This is a genomic window from Bradyrhizobium sp. LA6.8 (assembly GCF_040547935.1).
Classification (GTDB): Bacteria; Pseudomonadota; Alphaproteobacteria; order Rhizobiales; family Xanthobacteraceae; genus Bradyrhizobium; species Bradyrhizobium barranii.
The window spans coordinates 1008415-1033039 of record NZ_JBEPQQ010000002.1; the positions used below are offsets into that span (position 1 = coordinate 1008415).

General features: G+C 65.2%; 24 protein-coding genes. 16 read left to right on the forward strand and 8 right to left on the reverse strand.

What is annotated here, in order from left to right:
* Positions 1 to 185 precede the first annotated feature (185 nt).
* Positions 186 to 1253, reverse strand: a complete 1068-nt coding sequence (locus tag ABIA90_RS11830; protein WP_354120012.1) for a CobW family GTP-binding protein — start codon at positions 1251 to 1253, stop codon at positions 186 to 188.
* A gap of 120 nt (positions 1254 to 1373) precedes the next feature.
* On the opposite strand from ABIA90_RS11830, the gene ABIA90_RS11835 reads away from it, so the two are divergent.
* Complete coding sequence (locus ABIA90_RS11835) at positions 1374 to 2471, forward strand: cyclase family protein (protein ID WP_063981030.1); 1098 nt, start codon at positions 1374 to 1376, stop codon at positions 2469 to 2471.
* Between the two features lie 270 nt (positions 2472 to 2741).
* Here ABIA90_RS11835 and ABIA90_RS11840 read toward each other — a convergent pair whose 3' ends face one another.
* From ABIA90_RS11840 to ABIA90_RS11860, 5 genes are all read right to left on the reverse strand, one after another.
* Positions 2742 to 4085 (reverse strand): c-type cytochrome, encoded by a 1344-nt coding sequence (locus ABIA90_RS11840; protein ID WP_354120013.1) that lies wholly within the window; start codon positions 4083 to 4085, stop codon positions 2742 to 2744.
* Entirely contained in the window at positions 4082 to 6250 is a 2169-nt protein-coding gene (locus ABIA90_RS11845) for a xanthine dehydrogenase family protein molybdopterin-binding subunit (protein ID WP_354120014.1), read from the reverse strand. The genes ABIA90_RS11840 and ABIA90_RS11845 overlap by 4 nt, the downstream gene beginning before the upstream one ends.
* Positions 6251 to 6258: 8 nt before the next feature.
* Positions 6259 to 6723, reverse strand: coding sequence for a (2Fe-2S)-binding protein (locus tag ABIA90_RS11850; RefSeq protein WP_201266187.1), 465 nt, complete (start codon positions 6721 to 6723; stop codon positions 6259 to 6261).
* 699 nt (positions 6724 to 7422) lie between these two features.
* Positions 7423 to 8847: a methyl-accepting chemotaxis protein gene (locus ABIA90_RS11855; RefSeq protein ID WP_354120015.1), complete on the reverse strand. Its 1425-nt coding sequence runs from the start codon at positions 8845 to 8847 to the stop codon at positions 7423 to 7425.
* A gap of 108 nt (positions 8848 to 8955) precedes the next feature.
* Positions 8956 to 10707: a methyl-accepting chemotaxis protein gene (locus ABIA90_RS11860; protein ID WP_354120016.1), complete on the reverse strand. Its 1752-nt coding sequence runs from the start codon at positions 10705 to 10707 to the stop codon at positions 8956 to 8958.
* Between the two features lie 203 nt (positions 10708 to 10910).
* On the opposite strand from ABIA90_RS11860, the gene ABIA90_RS11865 reads away from it, so the two are divergent.
* From ABIA90_RS11865 to ABIA90_RS11900, 8 genes are all read left to right on the forward strand, one after another.
* The gene (locus ABIA90_RS11865; RefSeq protein WP_354120017.1) at positions 10911 to 11657 is read left to right on the forward strand and encodes a YebC/PmpR family DNA-binding transcriptional regulator; all 747 of its coding nucleotides are present in this window, start codon (positions 10911 to 10913) and stop codon (positions 11655 to 11657) included.
* 238 nt (positions 11658 to 11895) lie between these two features.
* Complete coding sequence (gene ruvC, locus ABIA90_RS11870; RefSeq protein WP_354120018.1) at positions 11896 to 12423, forward strand: crossover junction endodeoxyribonuclease RuvC; 528 nt, start codon at positions 11896 to 11898, stop codon at positions 12421 to 12423.
* Entirely contained in the window at positions 12420 to 13037 is a 618-nt protein-coding gene (ruvA, locus tag ABIA90_RS11875; protein WP_063981036.1) for a Holliday junction branch migration protein RuvA, read from the forward strand. Before ruvC ends, ruvA begins: the two co-directional genes overlap by 4 nt.
* Positions 13034 to 13564 (forward strand): hypothetical protein, encoded by a 531-nt coding sequence (locus ABIA90_RS11880; RefSeq protein ID WP_247302308.1) that lies wholly within the window; start codon positions 13034 to 13036, stop codon positions 13562 to 13564. The genes ruvA and ABIA90_RS11880 overlap by 4 nt, the downstream gene beginning before the upstream one ends.
* Positions 13561 to 14613, forward strand: a complete 1053-nt coding sequence (ruvB, locus tag ABIA90_RS11885; RefSeq protein WP_063981038.1) for a Holliday junction branch migration DNA helicase RuvB — start codon at positions 13561 to 13563, stop codon at positions 14611 to 14613. Before ABIA90_RS11880 ends, ruvB begins: the two co-directional genes overlap by 4 nt.
* Before the next feature lie 152 nt (positions 14614 to 14765).
* Complete coding sequence (locus ABIA90_RS11890; protein WP_304492798.1) at positions 14766 to 15680, forward strand: metallophosphoesterase; 915 nt, start codon at positions 14766 to 14768, stop codon at positions 15678 to 15680.
* Between the two features lie 69 nt (positions 15681 to 15749).
* Positions 15750 to 16199, forward strand: a complete 450-nt coding sequence (gene ybgC / locus ABIA90_RS11895) for a tol-pal system-associated acyl-CoA thioesterase (RefSeq protein ID WP_135214720.1) — start codon at positions 15750 to 15752, stop codon at positions 16197 to 16199.
* Positions 16200 to 16292: 93 nt separating this feature from the next.
* Entirely contained in the window at positions 16293 to 16760 is a 468-nt protein-coding gene (locus ABIA90_RS11900; protein ID WP_063981040.1) for a nuclear transport factor 2 family protein, read from the forward strand.
* 209 nt (positions 16761 to 16969) lie between these two features.
* Here ABIA90_RS11900 and ABIA90_RS11905 read toward each other — a convergent pair whose 3' ends face one another.
* Together ABIA90_RS11905 and ABIA90_RS11910 are read right to left on the reverse strand one after the other, a co-directional pair.
* Positions 16970 to 17683 carry a type 1 glutamine amidotransferase gene (locus tag ABIA90_RS11905; RefSeq protein WP_354120019.1) on the reverse strand — a complete coding sequence of 238 codons (714 nt, stop codon included), beginning with the start codon at positions 17681 to 17683 and terminating at the stop codon, positions 16970 to 16972.
* A gap of 29 nt (positions 17684 to 17712) precedes the next feature.
* Positions 17713 to 18639, reverse strand: coding sequence for a LysR family transcriptional regulator (locus ABIA90_RS11910; protein WP_354120020.1), 927 nt, complete (start codon positions 18637 to 18639; stop codon positions 17713 to 17715).
* Positions 18640 to 18790: 151 nt separating this feature from the next.
* Between ABIA90_RS11910 and ABIA90_RS11915 the strand changes: the two genes are divergently transcribed.
* From ABIA90_RS11915 to ABIA90_RS11945, 7 genes are read left to right on the forward strand one after another with little or no spacing between them, the layout of a single operon-like run.
* Positions 18791 to 19747, forward strand: coding sequence for an N-carbamoyl-D-amino-acid hydrolase (locus ABIA90_RS11915; RefSeq protein ID WP_166344532.1), 957 nt, complete (start codon positions 18791 to 18793; stop codon positions 19745 to 19747).
* A 53-nt stretch (positions 19748 to 19800) separates the two neighbouring features.
* Positions 19801 to 20625: an ABC transporter substrate-binding protein gene (locus ABIA90_RS11920; protein ID WP_354120021.1), complete on the forward strand. Its 825-nt coding sequence runs from the start codon at positions 19801 to 19803 to the stop codon at positions 20623 to 20625.
* A complete protein-coding gene (locus tag ABIA90_RS11925; protein WP_354120022.1) occupies positions 20622 to 21479 on the forward strand; it encodes an amino acid ABC transporter permease in 858 nt (285 codons plus the stop codon). The genes ABIA90_RS11920 and ABIA90_RS11925 overlap by 4 nt, the downstream gene beginning before the upstream one ends.
* Entirely contained in the window at positions 21476 to 22240 is a 765-nt protein-coding gene (locus ABIA90_RS11930; RefSeq protein WP_354120023.1) for an amino acid ABC transporter ATP-binding protein, read from the forward strand. Before ABIA90_RS11925 ends, ABIA90_RS11930 begins: the two co-directional genes overlap by 4 nt.
* A gap of 15 nt (positions 22241 to 22255) precedes the next feature.
* Positions 22256 to 23071, forward strand: coding sequence for an ABC transporter substrate-binding protein (locus tag ABIA90_RS11935; protein WP_354120024.1), 816 nt, complete (start codon positions 22256 to 22258; stop codon positions 23069 to 23071).
* Complete coding sequence (locus ABIA90_RS11940; protein ID WP_028151441.1) at positions 23058 to 23942, forward strand: polysaccharide deacetylase family protein; 885 nt, start codon at positions 23058 to 23060, stop codon at positions 23940 to 23942. Before ABIA90_RS11935 ends, ABIA90_RS11940 begins: the two co-directional genes overlap by 14 nt.
* Positions 23943 to 23950: 8 nt before the next feature.
* Positions 23951 to 24607 carry an aspartate/glutamate racemase family protein gene (locus ABIA90_RS11945; protein ID WP_354120025.1) on the forward strand — a complete coding sequence of 219 codons (657 nt, stop codon included), beginning with the start codon at positions 23951 to 23953 and terminating at the stop codon, positions 24605 to 24607.
* Positions 24608 to 24625: the final 18 nt, after the last annotated feature.

The window sequence follows — 24625 nt, forward strand, 5'->3', positions numbered from 1 at the left end:
CCCCGCCTAGTGCGCAATTGCGCACGGGGCGCAGGGACCCATAACCCCAGGGAGTAGTTGTGGTGCTAGACTGGCCACTCCGAGTCTTCGCAAAACTGCTTCCTGTGGGTATGGGTCCCGGATCTGCGCTTCGCTTGTCCGGGACGACAGTTGAAATTGACGCGCGCAACTGCGCATCAATCGCCTCACGCTGCCGCGCGAACCGCCTGCCAGAGCTCAAGCACGTCCGCACGCGCGATGCCGCGTGTGATGAACACGATGCGCGATCGGCGATCGCTGTCGGGCCAGCCACCAAGTGCCACCGGCGGATGGAAGACGTGATGCACGCCATGGATCACGATCGGCGTCGGTTCGTCACGGAGATTGAGGATCCCCTTCACCCGCAGCAGATCCTGGCCGCGCGCGTTGCGTAAATGCGCAAGCCAGTGCGTCACGGCCATCCAGTCGAGCGGCTCGTCGAACGCCAGCATGAAGCTCGCGATCGACGCATCGTGATCATGATGGCCATGATCATGGTGCGCGTGATGATCGTGATGCGCATGGCCGGCGTGCGCATCTGGTTCCGCGAAGGCCCGCTCGTTGAGCCAGCGCTCGACGTCTATCCTTTTCAGCTCGGGATCGATCAGGCCGGCGCCGAATAGCTGCGCGGGATCGATCTCGCCGTGACTGACGCTTTCGATTCTGGCGCCGGGATTGAGCCGCCGCAGACGCAGCTCAAGCGCCGCGATGTCCTCGACCAGGTCACTCTTGGTGATCAACAGCCGGTCGGCCAACGCCACCTGTTTCACCGCCTCATACTGCCGGTCTAGCTGATGCGGCGCGTTGACCGCATCGACCGTGGTCACGACCGTGTCGAGCCGCAGGAAGTGCGAGACGAGCGGATTGTTGAGCAGAAGCTGCACGATCGGCGCGGGGTCGGCGAGCCCGGTGGTCTCGACCAGGATACGGCGGAACGGCGGAATCTCGCCGCGGTCCCGCTTCACCAGAAGGTCTCGCAGCGTCTGCTCCAGGTCGCTGCGGATGGTGCAGCAGATGCATCCGCTCGCAAGCACGGCGACTTCGCCGTCGACGCGTTCGACCAGGAGATGGTCGAGGCTGACTTCGCCGTACTCGTTGATGATGACGGCGCTGTCTTTCATGTCGTCGTGGCGCAGCAGGCGATTGAGCAGCGTGGTCTTGCCGCTGCCGAGAAAGCCGGTGATCAGCGAGACCGGAAGTCGCTGCGCGGATTTATCGCTTTCGAACAGGCCCATGGGAAGCTCTCGCGTCGGCCGTCTTATTTTTGTCGCTGGACAACAGCGTAGCGGAGGAGGAGGCTAGCGGAAACAATTTTAGAGTCAGACATTGTTCTGACCACAACCTGGGAGGGTGGAATGTCTAACGAGATCAATAACGTAGATCAAGACGGCGGCGGCTCCACGACGGATCGCCGGACCCTGCTCCGCACCGCGGGCATCGCCGGCGTTGCTGGAGCCGCGCTCGCCGGCTCGATGCACGGCAAGTTCGCGCTTGCACCGATCAGTGAGGCCCAGGCGCAGACTGCAACCTCCATGCCCAAGGGCACCGACAAGCCCTGGTGGCCATCGAAATGGGGTAAGGATGACGAGTCCGGCGCATCCAACCACATCACCCCGGCGAAGGTCCTCGACGCGGCGAAATGGATCAAGGACGGCAAGATCTACAAGATCGGCCGCGTCTACGAAGCCGCCATGCCGCTGTTTGGTGCGCGTATATTCGCACTGCGCATTCCCGGCAGCCCGACCGGCGGCCCGTTCGGTGACAATAAGATGGTCTATCACGACGAATTCCTGGCCACCGAGATCGGCCAGACCGGTACGCAGTTCGACGGCCTCGGCCATATTGGAGTGCAGCTCGGCAAGGACGGCGACAAGAGCGAGATGCGATTCTACAATGGCTTCACAGCTGCAGAAATTAGCGACGCATACGGGCTCAAGAAGCTTGGCATCGAGAAGCTTAAGCCGATCTTCACCCGCGCGCATCTGCTCGACATGGTCGCGCTCAAGGGCGGCATGATGGATGCGGGGCAGGAGATCACCTCGGCTGACATCAAGGCGGCGCTGGCGAAGCAGAACATCCCCGAGAGCGACATCAAGCCTGGCGACGCGATCATGTTCCACACCGGCTGGGGCTCGCTGTGGATGAAGAACAATGATCGCTTCAACAGCGGCGAGCCGGGCATCGGCCTCGATGCTGCGAAGTGGGTGGTCGAAAAGGATCTTGCGCTGACCGGCGCCGACACCTGGGCGGTCGAGGTGGTACCCAATCCCGACAAGTCGCTCGCTTTCGTGGTCCACGCCGAGCTGCAGACCAAGCACGGCATCCACAACCACGAGAATCTGATCTTCGACGATCTGATCGCCGAGAAGAAGTATCAGTTCGTCTATTCCTTCACCCCGGCGCCCATCAAGGGCGCGACGGGAAGCAACGGATGTCCGATCGCGATTACGTGAGGGGGAAGATCGGCGCGGGCGGGTGAAGCGTCCGCGCCGATGTTATGGTTGAGCTGAAAGCGGCGCCACATCCTCGGTGTCGCCCCCGCCTAGTGCGCAATTGCGCACGGGGGCGGGGACCCATAACCCCAGGGAGTAGTGTGGGGCACAGCTCCCACACCGAATCTTCGCCAAATCCCGCCCTGTGGGTATGGGTCCCGGATCTGCGCTTCGCTTGTCCGGGACGACGGCGGAGATTGGCGCGCGATCACGCGTCAATCTCGTCGTACACTACTCCGCCGTCTGCTCCCGCAGCTCCGCAACATCCTTCGCCGTCAGCTTCGAGCCCTTGGTGCCGAACCGTGCCGTGACGTAATTCGCCACCGCCGCGATCTCGTCGTCGCTATACGCATCGCCGAACGCCGGCATCGAGAGCGCGCCGTCCGGCGTATGCCGCTTGGTGCCTGACAGCACGATCTGCGCGACGTTGGTGGCGGCGGGGTCGTTGACGGCCCAGCTACCGATCAGCGTCGCCATCGGCGAGACCGGGCTTTCGCCGCTCCAGCCGTGGCAGCTGGCGCAGGCGCTGGCGAACACCATCTTGCCGCGTGCGTCGGCCGTGACGCCGTCCTTGTGCGAGGCGGGCGCGGCCGGCGCCGTGGTGGCAGGCAGGTCGGGCGAGGCCACCGGCGGCACGCTGCGCAGATAGGCGACGACCGCGCGGATGTCTTCGGGAGCGAACTGGCTGAAGCTGCGATCGACCGCTTCGCCCATCGGACCCGAGGCCGAGCCGTGGCCCGGCGCGTGGCCGAGCGAGAGATACGAGATCAGATCCTCGTCGCGCCAATTGCCGAGGCCGGTGGCCTTGTCGGAGGAGATGTTGAAAGCGCGCCAGCCGGCCGTGATCGCGCCGCCGAACTTCTTGCGGTTGTCGAGCGCAAAGCCGAGATTGCGCGGCGTGTGGCACTCGCCGCAATGCGCCAGCGCTTCGGCGAGATACGCACCTCTGTTCCACTCCGGGCTCTTCGAGGTATCCGGCGTAAAGCGCGTGTCCGGATTGAACACGGCCGACCAGAAGATCATCGCCCAGCGCTGGTTGAACGGGAACGACAGCGTGTTGTCGGGCGCTTTCGCGCGCACGGCCGGCAGGCTGAACAGATACGCCTTCACCGCCAGCACGTCCTCGTCCGTCATGTAGGTGTAGGACGTGTAGGGCATGGCCGGATAGAGCCGCGCGCCGTCATGACGCGTGCCGCGCTGGACCGCGTTGAGGAAATCCTGGTCGCTGTAATTGCCGATGCCGGTGTCCTTGTCCGGCGTGATGTTGGTCGAATAGAGCGTGCCGAACGGCAGCTTGAAGCCGAGCCCGCCGGAATATTCCTTCTCGCCGGCCTTGGTGTGGCAGACCATGCAGTCGGCCGCCTTGGCGAGATACTCGCCGCGCTCGACCACACTCGCTTTCTCCAGCTTGGCCGGTACGCCGGTCGGCTTGCCCGCGCGATAATCCGCCAGCGCCACTTTGGTGCCGTCGGCGAAGTCGAGCGGGCCGGGCCCGCGGATGATCCAGACGCCGAGCGCCGCCACCACGATGGCGATCACGACCAGGCTTGTGAGGATACGCATCTTGCCACTCATGCCTTCTTCCCCGCAGCCAGAAGTTTCCGGTCGATCGGCAGGCGCCGCAGCGCCACGCCGGTTGCGGCGTAAATCGCGTTGCGCAGCGCCGGTGGTCCGGCATTGACGCCGGCTTCGCCGATGCCGCCGGGCGCTTCGCCGCTCTTGACCACGATGACCTCGATCTTCGGCGTCTCGTTGATGCGCATCATGCGGTAGTCGTGGAAGTTCGACTGCTGTACGCGGCCCTTGTCGATGGTGATCTCGCCATAGAGCGCGGCGGTGAGGCCGAAGATCAGCCCGCCCTCGATCTGCGCCTTGATCGTATCGGGGTTGACCGCAATGCCGGTGTCGACCACCGAGGTGATGCGGCGCAGCGTGATCTCGCCGATGTCGTCGATCTCGGCTTCCACAACAGTTGCGAGGAAGCTCGCAAACGATGGCTGCAGGCAGACGCCACGGCCAACCCGGGCCGGCAGCGGTTGGCCCCAGCCGGATTTCTCCGCGGCAAGGTTGAGCACCGCGAGCGCACGCGGAGTCTTGGTCAGCATCGACCTTCGGAATTCGACCGGATCCTTGCCGGCCTTGCGCGCGAGCTCGTCCAGCGCGCATTCGAACGCGAACACGTTGTTGTTCGGGCCGACACCGCGCCAGAAGCCGGTCGGCACAGCCGGTGGCTCGGCACGGACATATTCGACGTGGAAGTTGGGAAAGTCGTAGGGCGTCTCCACGGCGGCGTCGACCGCGTCGATATCGACGCCCTTCTGGAACGCTGGCGGCAGCCAGCGGGCAATCACCGCAGAACCTGCGATCTTGTACTTCCAGGCCGCCACCTTGCCGTCGACCAGGGTCGCATTGACCTGGTCGCGATAGACCGGGCGGTAGACGTCGTGCTGGATGTCCTCCTCGCGGGTCCATATCACCTTGACGGGATAGTCGACCTGCTTGGCGATCTTGACCGCCGCAACCACCATGTCGGGTTCGAGCTTGCGGCCGAAACCGCCGCCGAGCAGGTGCTGGTTGACGATCACCTTCTCGACGGGAAGGCCGGCGGCCTTCGCCGCCTCCGACTGCACGCGCGTCATGATTTGTGTGCCGGTCCAGATCTCGCAGGCATCCGGCCTGACGTGAACGGTGGCGTTGATCGGCTCCATCGAGGCATGCGCGAGGAACGGCAGTTCGAAGCTCGCCTCGAACTTGTCTCCGCTGGCAAGCCCCTTGGCGATGTCGCCGACGGATTTCGCGATCGCGCCATCCTTCTCGCTGGCCTTGCGTAAATCGTCCCAGATGTCCTTGGTGGAGATCTTGGCGTTCGGTCCTTCGTTCCACTCGATCTTGAGCGCTTCGAGACCCTTCTTGGCCGCCCACATGTGATCGCCGATCACGGCGACGGCGTCGTCGAGCACGACGACCTTGCGCACGCCGGCGACTTTCATCGCTGCGCTGTCATCGACCTTGCCGACCTTGCCGCCGAACACCGGGCAATTGGCGATCGCGGCAATCTTCATGTTGGGCAGGATCGCGTCGATGCCATAGACGACCTTGCCGTTGACCTTGTCCGGTGTATCCAGCCGCTTCAGCGGTTGGCCTATGAGGACGAAGTCCTTGGGGTCCTTGACCGGGACATCCTTCGGCGGTGTCTGGCTCTGTGCCGCCAGCGCCAGCGCGCCATAGCCGAGCTTGCGGCCGCTCGCCGCATGCGCGACCTCGCCTTTCGACGTCGTGCAGCTCGCAGGCTCGACCTGCCATTGCGCTGCGGCGGCCTGCACCAGCATCGCCCGCGCGCTGGCACCCGCTTCGCGTAGCGGCTTCCACCAGGCGCGGATCGAGGTCGAACCACCCGTCGCCTGCAGTCCGAAGGCGGGATTGGCGTAGAACTTGTCGTTTGGCGGCGCGTGCAACACCCCGACCTTTGCCCAATCGGCGTCGAGCTCTTCGGCCAGAACCATCGAGATCGAGGTGTAGATGCCCTGACCCATCTCCACCTGCGGCATGATCAGCGTGGTCTGGCCGGTCTCGTCGATACGGATGAAGGCGTTGGGCGCGAACTTGCCGTCGGTCGTATCCTTCGGCTGCTCCGGCTCGTTGACGGCGGCGCGCAGCGGCAGATGGAAGGCGAGCAGGACGCCGGTGGCGAGACCGCCGGTCAGCAGCGCGCGGCGGGAGACGTTGTTGTGTGCATTCATGGCGGACCTCACGACTGCCGGCCGGAGGCCGCTTGCTTGATGGCCTCGCGGATGCGGACATAGGTGCCGCAGCGGCAGATGTTGCCAGCCATCGCGGCGTCGATGTCGGAATCATCCGGATGAGAGGTGGTTGCCAGTAGAGCGGCGGCCGCCATGATCTGGCCGGACTGGCAATAGCCGCACTGGACCACCTCGAGATCGAGCCAGGCTTTCTGCACCTTCGCGCCTGCGGGCGTATTGCCGACATGTTCGATGGTGGTGATGGCGCGGTTCGCAACCGCGCTGACCGGCAGGACGCAGGAGCGCACGGCCTTGCCGTCGACATGCACCGTGCAGGCACCGCATTGCGCGATGCCGCAGCCGAACTTGGTGCCGGTCATGCCGAGGATATCGCGCAGCACCCACAGCAGCGGCATTTCCGGCGGCGCGTCGAACGATTTGGTTTCGCCGTTGATGGTGAGAGTTGTTGCCATAAGCATCCCCTTGCTCGCTTGATCGCTTGCGGCGATCTAGTCGGCGAATTCGTGCGCGACAATAATCATACTGATGCGAAACGATGAAGCGCCAGAATTTCCGGCGATGCATATTTGCGCTGCCGACGCGTCAGGCCATGACGTTCACGAATTTGTGCGGCGATCGGTGCAGCGGAATTGGGCTAATTGATATGATAATCGTCATGTTTTGACGCATTTTCGTCGCACGCATCGTTGATCGCCGCAGATGATCGTGCGAATGCGGAAATTCATGCGATGACGAAATTCGTGCGATTGGGAAAGTCGGACGACGGCGCGCGCAGGGCACGTGATCAATCGCAACGGCTCATTGTTGTGCCCTCTCCCCTTGTGGGAGAGGGCAGCGACGCCAGTAGACGCAGACTCACTCGGGTGAGGGGTCTGTCTCCGCGCATGATCCTCTCATTCCGAAGCAGCTTTGCCCGCCGATAGAGACCCCTCATCCGGCGCTTCGCGCCACCTTCTCCCACAAGGGGAGAAGGGAAGGGGAGAGTGGAAATTTCGGAATAATAGTATTATGCCCCTGTTTTGCCCGACGAGTCAAACTGCGTCCTGGCCCGCTTGCGTAAGCCATTGATTCCCCATGCCCCGGCTACTGTGCATGGGGTTGTTTTCCAGATTTTTGATTCAGGGTCGTGGGCGCGGCCGTCGCGGCGGTCGTCAGCTCTGCCGAAAACCCATCCGGAAGGCGCCCCAGTGCTTGCCGCGGATCACGATCGGCGAGGACAGGTCCTTCATCAGCACGAACTGTCCGCCGCCCATGTCGCGGCGATAGGTCTGGAGCAGGAACGGTTTTGTGTTGGCCGCGACCTTCTTCACCGCGCGGTCGCTGAACAGGCGGCGGTTGCGGCAATTGGCGTTGTTCCAGACGGGATCCTTGCCCTGCGGGAGGCGGTAGTTCGGGTTGTGGGTCGGCAGATAGCCGCCCTTGGCCCAGGCGACGCAGAACACGATGCGGGGATCTGACTTCTGGATCGGGTCCTGGATGGCGGGCAGCACGCGGTCGGTGAAGTCGACGTAGCTGGTCTTGTATTGCTTGGGATCGGTGCCGGGGATTTCCCGGTAGTTCTCGTCCATGAGCTGGTCGAGCGTGATCTCGCTGCGGTCGATTGCGGCCTCGAACTCGTCCGAGATCCGCTTTGCGGTCTCGACGACGACGCGGATCAGCGGCGCATCCGATGTCTCCACGCCGCTGTCGGCGATCATTGCGATCAGCGCTTCGGAGGTGTCGAGCAGTTTTGTCACGCGCTGATCGGCGTTCTTGAGATCGCGCGAGGACAGGTCGACGCCCTTGGCGAGCTCGTTGAGTTCGCTGATGACCGTGTCGCAATGGCCGAGATTGGAGGTCGCGGCGCGCGTGACGCTGTCGATCTCCGCTTCCACCGAGGCAAAACCCTGCTGGACCCGCGAGATGATGCCGGAGATCTGCTGGGCGCCTTCGCCGGCAGTCTTGGCGCGTTGCGAGGCGTCGCTGCTCTCGCCGATCAGGCCTTCGATCTGGCCGTCGAGATCGCGCACGGTGTCGGAGATCTGATGCGTGGCCGCACGGGTAGCCTCCGCGAGATTCTTGACCTCGCTTGCCACCACCGCAAAACCGCGGCCGGCATTGCCGGCGCGGGCCGCTTCGATGGTGGCGTTGAGCGCGAGCAAATTGGTCTGCTTGGCGATCGCCTCGATCGAGCCGGACACTTTTGCCACCTGCGCCAGCGCCGAGCCGACGGCGCTCAAGCGCGCCTCGATCCGCTCCACGGCCGCGACGAGCTCGGAGATGTGGCTGACCGCGGTGTCGACCGCGCCGCGCGACTGCGCGATCTCGCCGACCGCCGCCGATGCGGTCGATTGCACCGCTTGTGAGGCGTTGGCGATATCGTGATTGGCCGAGACCATCGTCTCGGCCGTCTCCTGGAGATGATGGAACCGTTCGGACTGGTTCGCGACGCGGTTTGCGACTTCCTGGACGTTGCCGGCGATGTCGGCGAGCTCGACGCCGAGGCCGCCGATGCGGTCGGCGAGCTGGTCGATCAGACGTTCGGCAAGTGTCCGGTTGGAGCCGGTGTCCAGGACTGCCAGTTGTGCGACGGACATGTTTTGAGAGTCCTCCAGTCAGAGCCGTTCGCCGGCCCTCCGCGGCATTCCCATTCCAATTCCAGCCTTAAAGGATGATTCGCGGCCGGCGTCTTGCCTGAGCGTGCACTACAGTTTGTAAGCCGTGCGGAATCCGCCCCAGTGCCGGCCCTGGACGCGGATCGGAACGTCGATCTCGCGCATCATCACGGTGTTGCCGTTGCCCATGTCGCGGGCATAGCTCTGGACCAGGTACGAGCGCAGGTTGCGGGCGGCGGCGAGCCCTGCCGGATCGTTGAAGATCCGCCGGTTGCGGCTGTTGGCGGTGTTCCAGGCGACGTCGCCCGGCCGCTGCGGATGCGAATAAATCTTGTTGTGCACCGGCAGGAAGCCGTTGCGGTCGACCATGGCGCAGAACGCCATGCGCGGTTCCTTGGCGAGAAAGGCTTCCTGGAACGGCGGCAGCGCGCGGTCGGCCCAGTCCAGATATTTCGTGCGGTATTGCTGCGGATTGGTGCCGGCGATCTCCGCATAATCGGTGTCGAAGAGGTCGTCGATCCTGACCTCGCCGCGTGCAACCGCCTGCTCGAAAATCCGGGTCAGCGCCGTGCCGGCTTCCATGGCGCGGGTGACGAACTCGGTGTTCTCCTCGTGGATCGACCAGAGCCTGTCTTCGATCTTCTCGCTGAGATCGGCGTTGGGGCTGACGAATTGCGCGCGGGCACCGGTCTTGGACTGCTCGATCACGCGCAGGCGGCAGGCGCCGACGCCTTCGAGGGTGCCGTCGACGACGGCCTGCGTGGCAAGCTTCGCCGCCTCCGCGCCGCCGATCAGCACGCCGTCCATCGCGATCTCGTAGACCTGCAACACGCCCCGCGCGGTTTCGAATCTGAGATGGCAGGGCAGCCGTTCGGTCTTGCGGCGGTCGTCGTGCTCGCTCTGGCGCAGCAGCACCGCACAGCGCGATTTCAGCTTCCGTGCGAAGGTGGTGACGGCCTTGCCGGCGCTGGCGACGTTCTCGCCGTGGGTCTCGGCGGCCTTGGTTGCGGCATCGATCTCGGCCGCGCTCTCACCGACCGAGATGATGAACTGCGACGCGCTTGCCGCGTTGCCGGAGACCTCGCTGGTGGTGGCATTCTGCTCGGCGACCGCGCCGTTGACGGTGTCGAACACCGGGCGGATCGCCTCGATCGCCTGCGCGATGCGGTGCACGGCGTCGGCCGAGCCGGCGGCGTCGCGCTGGAGCGCGTCGATCTTCCTGGTGATCTCCTCCGTCGCGCCCTGGGTCTGCACCGCGAGCGCCTTCACTTCGGTGGCGACGACCGCAAAGCCCTTGCCGGCCGCACCCGCACGCGCGGCCTCGATGGTCGAGTTGAGCGCGAGCAGCGTCGTCTGCCGCGCGATCTGCGCGATCAGATTGACGACATTGCCGATGGCGGCGGAGGATTCACGCAGGCGGTCGACATTGGCGCGGGCTTCCTGCGCCGCGGCGCTGGCTTCGTCGGCGAGCTTGCCGGCCTCACGCACCTGTGCGCCGATGCCTTGCGCGGACTGGGTGAACTTGTCGGCGGCATGGGCAAAGGTGGAGGCGGTCGATTGCGCTGCATTGGTGCGGCCGGTGAGGGCGTCGGTGCGCTCGCGAATATCCGCGAGCGTTGCCGCGGTCGCCTCCGCGCCGCCGGCGACCGAGTTGGCGGCCCGTTCGAGCTGGCGGATCATGGCGCCGAGCTCGAGTTCCAGCAGTTCCAGGATTTCCCTGGCGGAATCGCCCTCGGCCGACAGGGCGGGCGCCGCGGGATCGACTGGCGACGGCGCGGCCTGTGGGGGTGCCACGGGCGCGGACAAGTCGGGCAGACGCTTCCGAAATAATGCGAACGCCATCAGGTCACTCTTGTCGGGGAACGGGCGGTTGCTATTTTCGCAGGCCGGAATGAAATCAGGGTTAACGGTGCCTGACTCCTAGGCACGGGACACTACGGTATTACCTTAAAGTCGTAGAGCCTCTTTCATTCCGGTGGGTTGGCGGCCTATAAGGCCGCGCTTCCCACGCTCACCTTTGGCGCACGATTCCTGACGAGACACGCATGGCCGGACATTCCCAATTCAAGAACATCATGCACCGCAAGGGGCGGCAGGATGCCCAGAAGTCGAAGCTGTTCGGCAAGCTGGCGCGGGAAATCACCGTCGCGGCCAAGCTGGGCACCCCCGACCCCAACATGAACCCGCGCCTGCGTGCCGCCATCATCGCGGCGCGCCAGGAGAACATGCCGAAGGACAATATCGAGCGCGCCGTCAAGAAGGCGCTCGGCAATGAGGGCGAGAACTATGACGAGATCCGCTACGAGGGTTACGGCCCCGGCGGCGTCGCCGTCATCGTCGAGGCGCTGACCGACAACCGCAACCGCGCCGCCTCCGACATCCGCTCCTTCTTCACCAAGTCGGGTGGCAATCTCGGCGAAACCGGCTCGGTCTCCTTCATGTTCGACCGCACCGGCATCATCGAATACGACCGCAGCGTCGCCTCCGACGACGCGGTGCTGGATGCCGCGATCGAGGCCGGCGCCGACGACGTGGTATCGAGCGAAGGCGGACACGAGATCTACGCCTCGACCGAAGGCTATCGCGACGTCGCCAAGGCGCTGGAAGCCAAGTTCGGCGAGCCGCGCAAGGCCGCCCTGATCTGGAAGCCGCAGAATACGGTCGCGGTCGACGACGAGACCGGCGAGAAGCTTTTGAAGCTGATGGACCTGCTCAACGAGCACGACGACGTCCAGCACGTCTACGCCAATTTCGAGGTGTCGGACGCGCTGATGGCGAAGATTGGCGGCTGAGGTCGCCACCAGCCCCAGATTCCGCTGTCGTCGCCCGGCTTGACCGGGCGACCCAGTATTCCAGAGACGTCTGAGGGAAACGGAGAAGCCGCGGCGTACTGGATACCCCGCTTTCGCGGGGTATGACCGCGTGTCTTGTGGTCGTCATCGCGGGCACCCAATCGCGACACCCCACTTCCCCTGTTACTTCCGTTCTGTTTCTGTTTCCCCCACCGCAGCCAGCCGCTATCACTGGCCCATGACTGCGCTCCCGATTCGCGGCCCCGTTCGCATCATCGGCATCGACCCCGGCCTGCGCCGCACCGGCTGGGGCGTGATCGAGGCCGAGGGCAATCGTTTGATCTACGTCGCCTGCGGCTCGGTGGAACCGCCGGACGATTTGCCGCTGGCGAGCCGGCTGCTCGCGATCCATGAGGGACTTGCCGCCGTCCTGTCCGGTCACAAACCGATGGAAGCCGCGGTCGAGCAGACCTTTGTGAACAAGGACGGCGTCGCGACGCTGAAGCTCGGCCATGCCCGCGGCGTCGCCATGCTGGCGCCCGCGATGTTCGGCATTACTGTCGCCGAATACGCGCCGAACCAGGTCAAGAAGACGGTGGTCGGCGCCGGCCACGCCGACAAGCACCAGATCGCGATGATGCTGAAGATTCTGCTGCCGAAAGCCGAGCCGCCGTCAGCGGACGCCGCCGACGCGCTCGCCATCGCCATTACCCACGCCCATCATCGCCAAAGCACGGCGCTCAGGCTGAAGGTGGTGGGGATATGATCGGCAAGCTCAAGGGCCTGATCGATTCCTACGGCGAGGATTATGTGCTCCTCGATGTCGGCGGCGTCGGCTATCAGGTGCATTGCTCGGCCCGCACGCTGCAGCATCTGCCTTCGCCCGGCGAGGCCGCCGTGCTTTCGATCGAGACTTATGTTCGCGAGGATCAAATAAAGCTGTTCGGTTTCCGCACCGATCAGGAGCGCGAATGGTTTCGCCTGCTCCAGACCGTGCAGGGCGTCGGTGCAAAAGTCGCGCTCGCCGTGCTCGGCACGCTCGCGCCTTCCGACCTCGCCAACGCGATTGCGCTGCGCGATAAGGCCGCGGTAGCACGCACGCCGGGCGTCGGCCCCAAGGTTGCCGAGCGCATCGTTACCGAGCTGAAGGACAAGGCGCCTGCTTTCGCCAATGTCGATCCCGCCGTCGTGCATCTCGCCGGCGCCGTCGACGACCAGCGCGCGCCGCGCCCGGTGGCAGATGCGATCTCTGCGCTGGTCAATCTCGGCTACGGCCAGCCGCAGGCGGCTGCCGCTATTGCATCCGCATCGCGCAGCGCGGGCGAGAGCGCCGAGACCGCGCAACTCATCCGGCTCGGCTTGAAGGAGCTGTCGAAGTGAGCGCGGCCCACTCCAATCCCGTCGCCGCCCTGTTTCGTCGCCTTTCGCGCGTGGCCGGTATCGTCGTGATTTTCTCCATTGTCGGGCCGCTGACGACCGCCGCGTTGGTTGCTGTGACGGTAACTGCGCTCGGCGCCGCGGTGCTGCAGATGTTTCTCGTGTTCCTCGAACTGGAAGCACTGCGTGCCCTGGTTTCGATCGCGGTCGTGCTGTTGGCCATCGTCACGATTCTCGCCTCGTTCCTTCCTGCAGTCGTCGCCGGCCTGATATTTGCGCTGGCGGCGGTCTACGCCGATCTCAACATGATCTGGATGGCGTGGCTCGCCGCGGCCGTGGGCGCGGCCGGCTTCGTCATGGTTGGCATGTTCGTCGTGCCCTCCGAAACCTCGGCGGTGATCGTGCCGAGTGTCCGTTCCGCGCCCGAGGCGCTGAAGCTTTCGGCGATGCTCGCCGTCGTCGCCGTCATTCCGGCCAGCCTGTGCTGGTGGCTCGCGAAACCGCTGCATCGTGTTATCCTGCCCGCATGACCACTCCCCCACGCATCGTCACGCCCGAGCGCCGCTCCGATGACGTCGGCGACACCGCGCTGCGTCCGCAATCGCTGTCCGACTTCGTCGGCCAGCAGCAGGCGCGCAAGAACCTCTCGATCTTTATCGAGGCGGCGCGCAAGCGTGGCGAGGCGCTCGATCACGTGCTGTTCGTAGGCCCCCCCGGCCTCGGCAAGACCACGCTGGCGCAGATCGTCGCCAAGGAGCTCGGCGTCGGCTTTCGCGCCACCTCGGGGCCCGTGATCGCCAAGGCCGGCGATCTCGCCGCGCTCCTCACCAATCTCGAAGAGCGCGACGTGCTCTTCATCGACGAGATCCATCGCCTGAGCCCGGCGGTGGAAGAGGTGCTCTATCCCGCGATGGAGGACTTTCAGCTCGACCTGATCATCGGCGAGGGCCCGGCGGCACGCTCGGTGAAGATCGAGCTGTCGAAATTCACGCTCGTCGGCGCTACCACGCGCGCCGGCCTCCTCACCAATCCCTTGCGCGACCGCTTCGGCATCCCGGTCCGGCTCAATTTTTACACCATCGAAGAGCTCGAAAGCATCGTCACCCGCGGCGCGCGCGTGCTCAATGTCGGCATGAGCGCCGACGGTGCCAACGAGATCGCGCGTCGCGCTCGCGGCACGCCGCGCATCGCCGGCCGCCTGTTGCGGCGCGTGCGCGATTTCGCCTCCGCCGCCGATGCCGCCTCGATCGACCGCAAGATCGCCGATCATGCGCTGAGCGCGCTCGAGGTCGACGCCGCCGGCCTCGACGCCATGGACCGCCGCTACCTCACGACCATCGCGCAGAACTATGGCGGCGGCCCGGTCGGCGTCGAGACGATGGCCGCCGCCCTGTCCGAGCCGCGCGATGCGATCGAGGACATCATCGAGCCTTATCTCATTCAGTGCGGCTATCTCCAGCGCACCCCGCGCGGCCGCCTGCTCACCTCGCACGCCTTCCGCCATCTCGGCATCGCCGAGCCCTCGCGCGATGCCGCGGCACAGTTCGGCCTGTTCGGCTCGGACGAGAGCGACGACTGATCTCGCGCAAATGGCGGGTGCAGCTACCGTCATGAACTTCCGGTAACCTTTGTGCAGACAGTCTGCACGAGGATGCGGGCCGTCTGCACGAGCGGACCCCAATTCCGCTCCAATCGGACCGCATCACAAAGCTGCATCTCCATCGGGCTTCCATGATCACGCGTCGTCATCTCATCCGTTCCATCGGCGGCCTGTCCGCGCTCGGCGTCTCGACCGCGGCCTATGGCGTCGGCATCGAGCCGCTGCGGCTCCGCGTCACCCGCTATCACCCGACCCCGCGGCAATGGCCGGCGGATTTTCCGCTCAAGATCGCCATCGTCACCGACATTCATGCCTGCGATCCCTGGATGTCGCTGGAGCGGATCGAGGGCATCGTCGATCGCACCAATGCGCTCAACGCCGATGTCATCGTGTTGCTCGGCGACTATGTCGCGGGTGTTCACCAGGTCACGCGCATCATTCCGTCGAGCGAATGGGCCAAGGTGCTCGCGGGCCTCAAGGCACCGCTCGGCGTCCATGCCGTCATGGGCAATCACGACTATTGGGTGGACAGGGCCGTGCAGCAGGCCGGGCACGGGCCGACAGCCGCCCATCGCGCGCTGGAGGCGGCCGGTATTCCCGTCTACGAGAACGACGTCGTGCGTCTCACCAAGGACGGACGCTCCTTCTGGCTCGCGGGCCTCGGCGATCAGCTCGCCTACTATCCCGCGAAGCGCTATGGCCGCGTGCACCGGCTTGGCGCCGACGATCTCGCGGGTACGCTGGCGAAGGTCACCGACGATGCGCCGGTCATCTTGCTCGCGCACGAGCCCAATATCGCGCCGCTCGTACCCGCGCGCGTCGCGCTGCAACTGTCCGGCCATACCCATGGCGGCCAGGTCCGCCTGTTCGGCTGGTCGCCGGCTGTTTCGCCTCAGCACGGCGTGCGGCTCGCCTATGGTCACTTCCGGCTGAAATGCGACGTCATCGTCTCCGGCGGCCTCGGTTGCAGCATCATGCCGGTCCGCGTCGGTGTGCCGCCGGAAATCGTCGAGGTGACGCTGGGAAGGACGCCGGCCGTGGCATAACCTGCGCTTGCGCGGCCGGCTGTTTTTGCGCAAAACGGACCGGTTGCAAAAAGCGAAGAGGCTCGCGACGTGACAGCCCATCTCGACGGCGAGATCCGCGACGGCCGCCATCACATGCAGGTCCGCGTCTACTACGAGGATACGGACTTCTCCGGCATCGTCTATCACGCCAATTATCTCCGATACATGGAGCGCGGGCGCACCAACCATCTGCGGCTGATGGGCGCCGAGCAGCAGGCGCTGTTCGACCAGGTCGAAACAGAGGGCGCGGGCTTTGCCTTCGTGGTGCGCTCGATGCATCTGGACTTTCTGAAGCCCGCGCGGATGGACGACGTGCTCGACGTCGTGACGTGGCCGGTTGCGGTGAAGGGCGCCTCCATCATGCTGGCGCAGGAGGTGCGGCGGGCCGAGGACGTGCTGGTGAAAGCCGAGGTCCGCGTCGCCTTCATCAGCGGCGGACGCGCCCAGCCGATTCCGAAATCGATCCGTATCCTGATGAAGGCCGATCTGATTTCCTGATCGCCCGATAAGTGATCGGCCGATAGGTGATGGCCTATCGACTCCAGCAATTGCAGCGATAGATTGCGGCTCGAACCAACCGATGAGGCCACCATGTCGCGCCCGCCACTTCCACCCTTCACCCGTGAGACCGCCGCGCAAAAGGCGCGCATGGCCGAGGACGCGTGGAATTCGCGCGATCCGGTGAAAGTCTCGCTCGCCTATACCGAGGACAGCCGCTGGCGCAATCGCTCGGAGGTGTTCCAGGGCCGGGAGGCCATCGTCGCGTTCCTCACCCGCAAATGGGAGAAGGAGCGGGAGTATCGCCTGATCAAGGACCTATGGGCCTTCGACGGCAATCATATCGCGGTGCGCTTCCAGTACGAATGGCATGACGCCAGCGGCCAGTGGTATCGCTCCTACGGCAACGAGCAGTGGGAGTTCGACGAGCACGGGCTGATGCGGCGCCGCGAGGCGTCGATCAACGATATCGCGATTGCCGAGAAGGACCGCCGGTTTCACTGGCCGGCGCCGGGCCCGCGGCCGGCGGATGTGCCGGGGCTGGGGACGGATCCGTTCTGAGGTTTGCGGAGATAGTGCAGCGAGCTCGCTGCACCCTCTCCCCTTGTGGGAGAGGGTGGCTCGCTGCGTAGCGGCGAGACGGGTGAGGGGTCTCCCTCCGCGAGTCCAACTCTTATTGAATGCGTGGAGAGAGACCCCTCATCCGGCGCTTCGCGCCACCTTCTCCCACAAGGGGAGAAGGGAAGAGCCCGCGCGGTGAGCGCCGCGGACTACGGAGCCGCGCGTCTCGCCAAAAACCGCGTGATTGCCCCACCCAGCTTCGCGTTGTCCATCGGCTCCGCCAGTGACGCTATTGCCGTTGTCACGACATCCTCCGGCGCCTTGCCGTCGCGGAGCTCGCAGCACACTTGCGCAAACTCCACGTCGAATTCCGGATGCGGCTGCACGGTCAGCGTGGTGCCGTTGGCGTAGAGCAGGCCCGCATGCGGGGTGAATTCGGACGAGAGGATCGTCAGCGCATCGCTGGGAGGCTCGACCACCTGGTCCTGATGCGAGGCGGCGATCGCAACCGCTTTGCCGTCGACGACGCCGTTCTCCGGCAGCACCTGATAGACGTGGCGGCCGATGCCCCAGCCCTTCTCCGACTTCTGCACGGTGCCGCCGAGCGCCTGCGCGATCAGCTGATGGCCGAAGCAGACGCCGACCATCGGCGTCTTGTTGGCGTAAGCCGTGCGCACGAAATCTTCCAGCGGCGCGATCCAGTCGAGCCCGTCATAGACGCCGGCGGCAGCGCCGGTGATCAGCACGGCCTCGAGCTTGCTCGGGTCGGGCAGCGCATCGCCATTGGGAATGCTGACGACGTCCACCGTGGCGGTCGGGTCCTCGGCGCGGACCATGCGCTCGAACATGTCGGGAAACGAGCCGTGCTGCTCGCGGTACTTTTGCGGGACCTGTCCGGTCTCGATGATGGTGATGCGTGCCATGTGCCCCCCGGGTGAAAAGGTTGCGAAGCTCAGTCGCTTTCTGCCCCATGTTGCTGGTGTGGCGCTGTGCGTGCCAGCTGTGCGCTCTCTTTCCGGACCTCATTGAGAAACGCCTTGGCCAGGCGCGGCAGCGGCTCGGCTTCCGACCATAGCATATAGGCGACGGCGTGCGTCGTGGGCGTGAACGGCCGCACCACGAGGCCGCTGCCGCCGTTCTGTCGCGGCGAGAACGGATCGACCACGGCGGCGCCGACGCCGGCGGCGGCGAGCACGCAGGCCGTGTTGCAGTAGCGCACCTCGACGGTCGGCTGGAACGGCGCGCCGGTGCGGGCAAAGCTGTCGCGCACGGCCTCGCCGAGGCGCGTGCCGCGCTCGAGCCCGATGAAGGGCATGCCGGAGAGATCGGCGGCCGAGATCACCGGCTTGTCGGCGAGAGGATGCCGCGGCGGCAGGACGCAGACCATCTCGCCGGTATGCACCACCTCATGCGCGATGCCGGGATGATGCGTCAGCCCCAGCGCGAAGCCGAGCTCGGCGACGCGGCTGAGCACCCCCTCGATGATGCCCTCATAGCGCCGCACGTCGAAGAACACGCGCGTCTCCGGGCGGCGGCGAAGGAAGCTTGAGAGCGCCGACGGGATGATGCTGTAGGCCAGCGGCGGCGTCGCGACGAGCGCCAGATGGCCGGAGCGGTTCTCGCGCAGATCGCGGACGCGGTTCTCGAGCTTGGCGTGCAGCGCGAAGATGGCTTCGCTCTCCTTGTAGAGCGCCATCGCCTCCGCGGTCGGAAACAGCCGGTTGTTGACGCGCTCGAACAGCGCAAAGCCCGCCTGCGCCTCCATCGTCTTCAGCGCGTTGCTGACCGCGGGCTGCGACAGCGCCAGTTCGTCCGCCGCCGCCACCGTGGTGCGATGGCGGATGACGGCACGCAGGATCTCGAGCTGACGCAGGTTCATATCACTGCCGATTATACTCTGGGCCAAAACATCATAGCAGAACGAATTGATTTTGCAGCCCCGCTTCCGCGTAATGGTCGCGGATTTGCACGTCGCATCAAAGGGTTCATTCGCCCATTGAGGCAGCACTGCGCACATATTGGAGGCAATCTTGGTTCGTGTCCTTCGCGCCGCCGCAGCTCAAATGGGGCCGACGCAAAAAGCCGATACGCGCGAGCATACGCTGGCGCGAATGCTCGACATGCTGGAGGAGGCCGCCGGCCGCGGCGCCAGCCTCGTGGTGTTCCCCGAGCTTGCCTTCACCACCTTCTTCCCGCGCTGGCTGCTCGAAGGCGACGCGCTCGACCACTATTTCGAGCGCGGCATGCCGAACCCGGCCGTGGCAAAACTGTTCGACCGTGCGCGCGCGCTGCGCGTCGGCTTCTATGTCGGCTATGCCGAGCTGACGCCGGACGGCCGCCGCTACAATTGCGCGATCCTGGTCGATCGCGACGGCGAGATCCTCGGCCGCTATCGCAAGGTGCATCTGCCGGGCTCGGTGGAGCCGCGCGAAGGCGCGCGCTACCAGCAGCTCGAGAAGCGCTATTTCGAATATGGCGACCTCGGCTTCCCCGCTTTCCGCGCCGGCTCGGCCTGGGCCCATGCGATCATGGGCATGATGATCTGCAACGATCGCCGGTGGCCGGAATCCTGGCGCGTGCTCGGCCTGCAAGGCGTCGAGCTGGTCTGCATCGGTTACAATTCGGCGGCCTATGACCCCAATGGCGGCGTCACTGAAGACGCGTCCTTGCGCACCTTCCACTCGACGCTGGTGACGCAGGCCAACGCCTACATGAACGCGACCTGGGCGATCTCGGTGGCGAAGGCGGGTGAGGAGGACGGCTCTGGGCTGATCGGCGGCTCCTGCATCGTCGATCCCAACGGCCGCATCGTCGCGCAAGCCCAGACTTTGGCCGACGAGGTGATCGTCGCCGATATCGATCTCGATCTCTGCCGCCAGGGCAAGGACAAGATGTTCAATTTCGCCGCCCACCGGCGGCCGGAGCAATACAGGGTGATCACCGAACGCGCCGGCGTCATCGAGCCGGCTGTTCTCGACGCGGACTGACTGGCACGGCGCTGGCAAAGGACTCGAAGCAAAGCGTTGGCAAAGGAGCTGACATGATACGCCTCTCGCTCTCTCTCGGTCTCGCAGTACTGGCTACCGTAACGTCGGCGCAAGCGGCGGAGCTTCCGGCGGAGATCAAGCAGGCGGGCACGTTGAAGCTCACGGTCAACTCCACCTACGCGCCGATGGAGTACCGCGATCCCGCCACCAACGAGCTCGTCGGGCTCGACATCGATCTGGCCAACGAACTTGCGAAGCGGCTTGGCGTAAAGATCGTCTGGAGCGAGACGCCGTTCGCCGAGTTGATCCCGTCGCTCCAGACCAGGCGCGCGGACTTCGTCATCTCCGGCATCTCCGACCGCGCCTCGCGGCGCGAGACCGCCGATTTCGTCGACTACCTCGCGACGGGCCCGCAGTTCTTCGTGATGGCGGACAATGCGGCCAAGGACGCGACGGATCTCTGCGGCAAGAAGGTCGGCACCACCCGCAGCACCAGCTTCCCGGTCGAGATCGAGAAGTGGAGCAAGCAGAACTGCGAGCCGGCCGGCAAGCCGGCCATTCAGTACGTCCCCGGCGAGAACTCGATCGACGTCCGCAACCAGCTCAAGCAGGGCCGCGTCGACGCCGCCGTGCAGGGCAGCGAGACGCTGCCTTACGCGCAGATGCAGGAGCCCGGCAAATATCGCGTCGTCGGCGAGCCCTTCGCCAAAGGCTACCAGGGCATCATGTTCCGCAAGGACGATGCGGCTTTGCGCGAGGTGGTGACGGAGAAGCTCACGGCGATGATCGCCGACGGCGCCTACAAGGCCGTTCTCGACAAATGGGGCCTAGGGGCCAACGCGGTGGCCCAGCCCATGCTGAATGCGGCGCCGCAATGAAGCCGGTTCCGTCACTCGCGGAGGGTTTCCCTGATCTGTCGGGGATGCAGATCGCGCGCGAGCCGCACTGGTTTCGCTGGTTCAGCGCGGCCCTGATCGTGCTGGTGCTGGCGGCGATTGTGCGCGCGTTTGCGAACGGTCAGATCGAATGGTCCTATGTCAGCCGCTTCCTGACCGCAAAAGTCATTCTCGAAGGCATCGTCAACACGATGGTGATGGCGGTGCTGGCGATGGCGCTCGGCATTGTCCTCGGCGTCGTCGTCGCGGTCATGCGGCTGTCGCCCAATCCGGTGCTGAAGACGGTCGCGGCGGGCTACACCTGGCTGTTCCGTGGCACGCCGCTGATCCTGCAACTGCTGTTGTGGTTCAACCTCGCGCTGGTGTTTCCGACCATCGGCATTCCCGGCCTGTGGTCTGCGCGCGCGGTCGACGTCATGACGCCGTTCCTCGCCGCGCTACTCGGGCTCGGCATCAACCAGGGCGCCTATACGTCCGAAGTGATGCGCGCCGGCATGCTGTCGGTCGACATCGGGCAATACGAGGCGGCGCAGGCGATCGGCATGGGGCGGCTGCGCGCGCTGCGCCGGATCGTCCTGCCGCAGGCGATGCGGGTGGTGATCCCGCCGCTCGGCAACGAGTTCATCGGCATGGTGAAGGCGACCTCGCTCGCGAGCGTCATCCAGTATCCGGAACTGCTGCACAACGCCGAGAACATCTACTACGCCAATTCGCGCGTCATCGAGCTGCTGATCGTTGCTGGGCTCTGGTACCTGCTCGTGGTCTCGATCCTGACGCCGCTCCAGATGCTGCTCGAACGCCGTTTTGCCCGCGGCACATTGCGGCTGGCGCGATGACAAAACCCCTCGTCGCGATCCGCTCCGTCAGCAAGAGCTTTGGCGAGTTCCAGGCTCTCAGAAGCGTCTCGCTCGACGTCTGGCCCGGCGAGGTGATGTGTTTGATCGGCGCCTCCGGCTCCGGCAAGACCACGCTGCTCCGTTGCATCAACCAGCTTGCCGCGATCGATGCCGGCGGCATCTGGCTCGACGGCGAGTTGCTTGGCGTGCGCGAGCAAGGCGGCAAGCTCTACCGTCTCAGCGAGCGGGAGATCGGGCGGCAGCGGCTGAAGACCGGCATGGTGTTCCAGCGCTTCAACCTGTTTCCGCACAAGACCGCGCTGGAGAATATCACCGAAGGTCCACTTCAGGTGCAGGGGCGCAAGTCCGACGAGGTGCGCGCGGAGGCGCTCGAACTGCTCCGGCGCGTCGGATTGTCCGCCAAGGCGGACTGGTATCCCGCGCAGCTCTCCGGCGGCCAGCAGCAGCGCGTGGCGATTGCGCGTGCGCTCGCCATGAAGCCGATGCTGATGCTGTTCGACGAGCCGACTAGCGCGCTCGATCCGGAACTCGTCGGCGAGGTTCTCGCGGTCATGAAGGAGCTGGCGAAGAGCGGCATGACCATGATGGTGGTGACGCACGAGCTCGGCTTCGCGCGCGAGGTCGCCGACCGCGTCGTCTACATGGATCAGGGTGCGATCGTCGAGCAGGGGCGCGCCTCGGACGTATTGGGCGCTCCGCGCGAGGAGCGCACCAAGGCATTTCTTTCGGCTGTGATCTGAAATGGGGGCGTGTTGATGAAGAGACTTTTGATTGCGGCGGCGTTCTTGAGTGCAATGAGCGCATCGGCAATGTCCATCGAGTTGCCGGCGGAGATCGCCAAGCGCGGCAGCCTCAAGGTGGCGCTGGTGCCGAACTATCCGCCGATGGAATTCCGCGATCCCGCCACCAACGCGCTATCCGGCTTCGACATCGATCTCGGCGAAGCCATCGGCCGCAAGCTCGGCGTCAAGATCGAATGGCAGGAGACGAGCTTTGCCGAGTTCATGCCGTCGATCTCGACCGGGCGCGTGGACGCCATCCTGTCCGGCTTCACGGACTACGCGAGCCGTCACGACATCGCGTCCTTCGTTGATTATCTCAGGAGCGGCCCGCAGTTCTTCGTGCAGCAGTCGCGCAAGGCGGAGTTCAAGGACGCGGCATCGCTCTGCGGCAAGAAGGTGGGCGCCAGCCGCCGCACCATGTTCCCGGCGCAGATCGCGGCGTGGAGCGAGAAGAATTGCGGCAGCAATCCGATCCAGTTCATCGGCACCGACGGCTCGGCCGACGCGCGCACCCAGCTCAGGCAGGGCCGCATCGATGCCGCCGCCCAGGGCAACGAGACGCTGCCCTACATCATGGACCTCGAGCCCGGCGCCTATGCGTCTGTGGGCGAGCCCATCGCGCAGCAATTTACCGGCATTGCCCTGCCGGTCAAGGAAAAGGCACTTCAGCAGGCCATTCTCGAAGCAGTCGATGCGCTGATCGCCGACGGCACCTACAAGACCCTGCTTGCCAAGTGGAAACTGAACGACAACGGATTAGAGAAGGCGACCATCAATGCTGGACAGTAAGGCACTCAAGAGCATCCCGCTCGTTCCGGCCAACACCGCAGATCCCGCGCCGGAATATCCCTGGCCGAAGCCGTACACTTCGGCGATGTTCCTGTCCTTCGACGTCGACGCGGAGAGCGCGTGGACCAGCAAGGACGCGGTGCACGCGCAGCGGCTCATCACCATGAGCTATGGCGGCTATGAGGCGCGCGTCGGCACGCCAAAACTGCTGGAGCTGCTCGACCAGCTCGATCTCAAGGCGACCTTCTTCGTCACGGGATGGTCTGTCGACGCGCATCCGGCGATGGCCGAGTCGATTCTCAAGGCCGGCCACGAGATCGGCCATCACGGCTATCACCATCTGCTGCCCGATCCCGGTGATCCCTGGATCGAGGAGGAGCTGGAGCGCGGTTTCGAGGCGCTGAAGCGCCGGCTCGGCGTCAGGCCGACCGGCTACCGCGCGCCCTATGGCGAGTTCACCGAGGAGCTGCGCGCAGCACTCGTACGTCACGGCATCGTCTACACGTCCTCGTTCCGCGACGACGTGCGGCCCTATCGCCATCGTCTGGCCGACGGCAAGCCCGGCACGATCGAGCTGCCGGTGACCGCCAGCTATGACGACTGGATGCACGGCCTCTCTGCCCGCTTCAGCCCGCGCTCGATCTTCCCCAAGGAGCATGTGCTCTCGATCTGGAAGGACGAGCTCGACGAAACCAGGGACTGGGGCGCCATGGTCACGACAGTGCTGCATCCCCAGTGCAGCGGCCGTCCGATGCGGCTGCGCCTGCTGCGCGAGTTCCTGACCTACGCAAAGTCGTGCCCTGACGTCTGGATCACGACCGGCGAGAAGATCGCGGAAAACTTCCTGCGCCACGAAGCCGGCAACCGCTGAGCAGCACCATGACCCGTCGCCGCATCCTCGTCATCAACCCCAACTCCTCGGCGTCGGTGACGGCGGCGATCGACGAGGCGGTCGCGCCGCTGCGCATTGCCGGCGGGCCTGACATCGAGGTGGTTGGCCTCGCCGAGGGACCGCCAGGCATCAGCTCGCAGCGCGATGCCGATAGCGTGGTCATGCCGCTGGTCAACCGCGTCACGCGCGATGATGCGGATGCCTTCGTGCTGGCCTGCTTCAGCGATCCCGGCCTGCATGCGGTGCGCGAGGCGGCAGGCACGCGCCCGGTGATGGGGATCGCCGAATGCGGCATCTTCCGCGCGCTGATGCTGGGCGAACGGTTCGGCATCATCGCGCTGTCGCCATCGAGCATCCGCCGCCAGCAACGCATGGCGCGGGTGATGGGCGTCGATAGCCGTTACGCCGGAAGCTGGTCGGTCGGCGCGAGTGCCGCGGAAACGGCAGGCGCCGATGTCCGCGGCCGCTTGATCGAAGCCGGCCGCGCGCTGGTCACCCAATGCCGCGCCGACGTCGTGGTGATGGGGTGCGCCGGCATGGCCTCGCACCGCGCGGCGATCGCGGATGCGATCGGTGTGCCCGTGATCGAGCCGGCGCAGCAGGCGGTAGCCGCTGCAATCGGCGCGGTGTTGTTGAACACGTAAGATCCTTCAGGAGCCTTT

Coding starts and splice junctions, on each gene's coding strand:
- ABIA90_RS11935 (WP_354120024.1), top strand. CDS start 22,256: ATGAAGAGACTTTTGATTGCGGCGGCGTTCTTGAGTGCAATGAGCGCA.
- ABIA90_RS11830 (WP_354120012.1), bottom strand. CDS start 1,253: ATGGGCCTGTTCGAAAGCGATAAATCCGCGCAGCGACTTCCGGTCTCG.
- ABIA90_RS11850 (WP_201266187.1), bottom strand. CDS start 6,723: ATGGCAACAACTCTCACCATCAACGGCGAAACCAAATCGTTCGACGCG.
- ABIA90_RS11925 (WP_354120022.1), top strand. CDS start 20,622: ATGAAGCCGGTTCCGTCACTCGCGGAGGGTTTCCCTGATCTGTCGGGG.
- ABIA90_RS11945 (WP_354120025.1), top strand. CDS start 23,951: ATGACCCGTCGCCGCATCCTCGTCATCAACCCCAACTCCTCGGCGTCG.
- ABIA90_RS11855 (WP_354120015.1), bottom strand. CDS start 8,847: ATGTCCGTCGCACAACTGGCAGTCCTGGACACCGGCTCCAACCGGACA.
- ABIA90_RS11905 (WP_354120019.1), bottom strand. CDS start 17,683: ATGGCACGCATCACCATCATCGAGACCGGACAGGTCCCGCAAAAGTAC.
- ruvC (WP_354120018.1), top strand. CDS start 11,896: ATGACTGCGCTCCCGATTCGCGGCCCCGTTCGCATCATCGGCATCGAC.
- ABIA90_RS11890 (WP_304492798.1), top strand. CDS start 14,766: ATGATCACGCGTCGTCATCTCATCCGTTCCATCGGCGGCCTGTCCGCG.
- ABIA90_RS11900 (WP_063981040.1), top strand. CDS start 16,293: ATGTCGCGCCCGCCACTTCCACCCTTCACCCGTGAGACCGCCGCGCAA.
- ABIA90_RS11865 (WP_354120017.1), top strand. CDS start 10,911: ATGGCCGGACATTCCCAATTCAAGAACATCATGCACCGCAAGGGGCGG.
- ruvA (WP_063981036.1), top strand. CDS start 12,420: ATGATCGGCAAGCTCAAGGGCCTGATCGATTCCTACGGCGAGGATTAT.
- ruvB (WP_063981038.1), top strand. CDS start 13,561: ATGACCACTCCCCCACGCATCGTCACGCCCGAGCGCCGCTCCGATGAC.
- ABIA90_RS11860 (WP_354120016.1), bottom strand. CDS start 10,707: ATGGCGTTCGCATTATTTCGGAAGCGTCTGCCCGACTTGTCCGCGCCC.
- ABIA90_RS11835 (WP_063981030.1), top strand. CDS start 1,374: ATGTCTAACGAGATCAATAACGTAGATCAAGACGGCGGCGGCTCCACG.
- ABIA90_RS11920 (WP_354120021.1), top strand. CDS start 19,801: ATGATACGCCTCTCGCTCTCTCTCGGTCTCGCAGTACTGGCTACCGTA.
- ABIA90_RS11845 (WP_354120014.1), bottom strand. CDS start 6,250: ATGAATGCACACAACAACGTCTCCCGCCGCGCGCTGCTGACCGGCGGT.
- ABIA90_RS11840 (WP_354120013.1), bottom strand. CDS start 4,085: ATGAGTGGCAAGATGCGTATCCTCACAAGCCTGGTCGTGATCGCCATC.
- ABIA90_RS11940 (WP_028151441.1), top strand. CDS start 23,058: ATGCTGGACAGTAAGGCACTCAAGAGCATCCCGCTCGTTCCGGCCAAC.
- ABIA90_RS11910 (WP_354120020.1), bottom strand. CDS start 18,639: ATGAACCTGCGTCAGCTCGAGATCCTGCGTGCCGTCATCCGCCATCGC.
- ABIA90_RS11930 (WP_354120023.1), top strand. CDS start 21,476: ATGACAAAACCCCTCGTCGCGATCCGCTCCGTCAGCAAGAGCTTTGGC.